Below are 3,107 nucleotides of genomic sequence, written 5' to 3'. Positions count from 1 at the left end.
TCTGCGTCAATTACCCGGCCGAAACCGACCGATCCGCATCGGATTCGATCGATTTTGTGCGAATTCCAGGCATGTCGTATCAGTCACCTGCGCGAGACGGTGCCGCCGCCGTCCTGGCCCTCTGGTGGCAGGACACCGAGCGCATCACCGGGGCCGCGCAGTGGCTGACCGGCGCCGGCCGGATCACCGGCCTCCTGGCCGGCTACGCCGCCCCCGTCCTGCTGCTCCTGATGGCCCGCCTGCCGCTGCTCGAACGCGGCGTCGGCGCCGACCGGCTGGCCCGCTGGCACGCCTGGGGCGGCCGGTACCTGGTCGGGCTGGTCGCCGTCCACGTGCTCACCGTGGTCTGGGGCTACGCCCTGACCGACGGACGCGGCCCGCTCGGCGAGGGCGTCGACATCGTCCTGCACTGGCCCGAGATGCTGAAGGCCGCGCTGGCCACCCTGCTGCTGCTCGGCACCGGCCTGGTCTCCGCGCGGGCCGCCCGCCGCCGGCTCGGCCACGAGACCTGGTACTACCTGCACCTGGCCACCTACCTCGCGGTCGCCCTCGGCTTCGGCCACCAGCTCGCCACCGGTACCGACCTCGGGCCCGGACCGGCCCGCCTCGGCTGGACCGCGCTCTACCTCGGCACCGCGCTGCTGCTCGGCTGGTACCGGTTGGTCGTCCCGTGGCTGCGCGACCGCCGCCACCGGCTCACCGTCGCCGAGGTCCGCCCCGAGGGCCCGGGCGTCGTCTCGGTCTTCCTCACCGGCCGCCGGCTGCCCGAACTGCACGCCGAGCCCGGCCAGTTCTTCCGCCTCCAGTTCCGGACCCGCGAACTGCGCTGGGCCGCCAACCCCTACTCGCTGTCGGCCCCCGCCCACCCGCACTTCCTCCGTTTCACCGTCAAGGACCTCGGCACCCACAGCGCCGCCGTCGCCGCGATGCGCCCCGGCACCGAGGTGCGCGCCGAGGGCCCGTACGGCGCCTTCACCGCCCGGCGGCACCGCACGCGCCAGGTGCTGCTGCTCGGCGCCGGCGTCGGCATCACCCCGCTGCGGGCGCTGTTCGAGACCCTGCCCGGCGAACTCACCCTGGTCCAGCGGGCCCACAGCGCCGAGGACGTGCTGTTCCGCGCCGAGCTCGCCCTGGTCGCCGGCCGGCGCGGCGCCCGCGTCCACGAGCTGCTCGGCAGCCGCGCCGAGACCGGCGACCTCGGCACCGCACTCGCCCGCCTCGTCCCCGACCTCGCCCGGCACGAGGTGTACCTGTGCGGCCCGCCGGAGTTCAGCGCGGAGGCCGTCCGCGCGCTGCGCGCCGCCGGGGTGCCGCGCGGGCGCATCCACCACGAGTCCTTCGCACTCTGACCCGGGCCGCCCGGGCCGCCGGGCCGTCCGCGCACCCGGCCCCGCCGGCCCCCACCCGTCCCGCCGTCCCGAGGAGCGACCGATGCGAAGAGCCGTCGTCACCTGCACCGCCACCGCCGCAGGCGTGATCCTGCTGCTCTCCCTCAAACCCCACGACGGCGGCTCGGTCCAGGCCGCCACCGGGACCACCCAGGCCCCCTCCGGCTCCGCCGCCGCCCCGCCGGAGGGCTCCTCCGGCACGTCGACCCGGACCGTCACCGGGGACGCCGTCTCCACCCGGTACGGCCCGGTCCAGGTCAGGGTCACGCTCGACGGGACGAAGCTCACCAAGGTCGAGGTCGTCCAGTACCCGACCGGCGAGCGCCGCGACCGGGAGATCAACGCCGGCGCGATACCCGTCCTCAACCAGGAGGCGCTCGCCGCGCAGAGCGCCGACGTCGACGTCGTCTCCGGCGCCACCTACACCAGCGACGGCTACACCCGCTCCCTGCAGAGCGCGCTCGACAAGGCCGGCCGGTGACCACCGCGCCGCGGCCGCTGCTCCGGCACGCCGAGCACGTGATGGGCACGGTCTTCTCGTTCGCCGTCCGCGACCCCGGCCCGGGCACCGGGGCCGCCCTGCAGCGGATCACCGCGCGGCTGCACGAGATCGACGCGGTGTTCTCCCCCTACCGGGCCGACAGCGACATCAGCCGCCTCGACCGCGGTGAACTCGCCCTCGACCACTGCCACCCCGACGTCCCCGAGGCGCTCGCCCGCTGCCGCGAGGTCGCCGCCGAGACGGACGGCTGGTTCACCCACTGGCTCGACGGCCGGCTCGACCCCAGCGGCTGGGTGAAGGGCTGGGCGGTCGAGGAGGCGTCCCGCCTGCTGCGCGCCGCCGGATCGGCCGACCACGTGGTCAGCGGCGGCGGCGACGTCCAGACCGCGGGCGGCCCCTGGCGGGTGGGCATCGCCGACCCGCTGCGCCCCGGCGCCCTGGCCGCCACCGTGACCGGCCACGACCTGGCCGTCGCCACCTCCGGCACCGCCGAACGCGGCGCGCACATCCTCGACCCGCACAGCGGCCGGCCCGCCACCGGCCTCGCCTCCCTCACCCTGGTCGGCCGCCACCTCGCCCGCACCGACGCATGGGCCACCGCCGCCTTCGCCATGGGACCCACCCGCGCCCTCGCCTGGGCCGGCCGCCACCCCGCCGTGGAAGCCCTGGCCATCACCCCGGCCGGCGCCCGCCACCGCACCCCGGGCTTCCCGACCGGGTGAGGCGGGTGAGGCGGGTGAGGCGGGTGCGGTTGGTGAGGCGGGGCGGTGGACGGTGCCGCCGGGGGCCGGAGCGGCCGGCCTGCCGTGCCGTACGGCCCGCCCGGCCACCCGTGACCGGGCGGGGGACGGGGGTGGAGGCCTAGTCTGGAAGGGCGCGCCCGTGCGTGGCACGGAACGGGACGGTGGGCCAATGACGGTCATCTCGGCGGCACTCTTCGGTACCGACTGGCGCGGTGCGCTGCCCGGCTCCGCAACCGCCGCTGCGTCGGCCGCCGCGTCCGCCGCGACCAGTGACACCGCGTTGCTGCGGGAGTGCGCAGCGCGGGGTTGGACGGTGGTGCTCACCGGACCCGGCCCGGCCGGGGCCCCGGTCCTGGCCGTGACCACCCCGGGCCGCGACCCCGTGCACGCCGCCCTCGGCCTCGTCGACGGCACCCCCTCGCACGCCGTGTTCGTCGCCGGGAGCGTGCCCGAGGTGCTGGCGGCATGCCGGGC

Annotated in this window: 3 protein-coding genes and 1 pseudogene; all 4 read left to right on the top strand. The window is 76.8% G+C overall.

Annotated elements, in window-relative coordinates; all coding sequences use genetic code 11:
* The first annotated feature begins 71 nt into the window (after positions 1-71).
* Positions 72-1,349: a ferric reductase-like transmembrane domain-containing protein gene (locus ABZ885_RS38210; protein ID WP_360199349.1), complete on the top strand. Its 1,278-nt coding sequence runs from the start codon at positions 72-74 to the stop codon at positions 1,347-1,349.
* An 82-nt stretch (positions 1,350-1,431) separates the two neighbouring features.
* Positions 1,432-1,869, top strand: coding sequence for an FMN-binding protein (locus ABZ885_RS38205; protein ID WP_360199347.1), 438 nt, complete (start codon positions 1,432-1,434; stop codon positions 1,867-1,869).
* 41 nt (positions 1,870-1,910) lie between these two features.
* Positions 1,911-2,612 carry an FAD:protein FMN transferase gene (locus tag ABZ885_RS38200; RefSeq protein ID WP_360199351.1) on the top strand — a complete coding sequence of 234 codons (702 nt, stop codon included), beginning with the start codon at positions 1,911-1,913 and terminating at the stop codon, positions 2,610-2,612.
* Positions 2,613-2,802: 190 nt separating this feature from the next.
* Positions 2,803-3,107, top strand: a pseudogene (locus ABZ885_RS38195) (hypothetical protein); the annotation flags it as partial.

This window comes from Kitasatospora sp. NPDC047058 (genome assembly GCF_040643935.1).
Classification (GTDB): domain Bacteria; phylum Actinomycetota; class Actinomycetes; order Streptomycetales; family Streptomycetaceae; genus Kitasatospora.
Note: the sequence above shows the minus strand (reverse complement) of the source record. Positions and strands in the feature narration are given on the sequence as shown.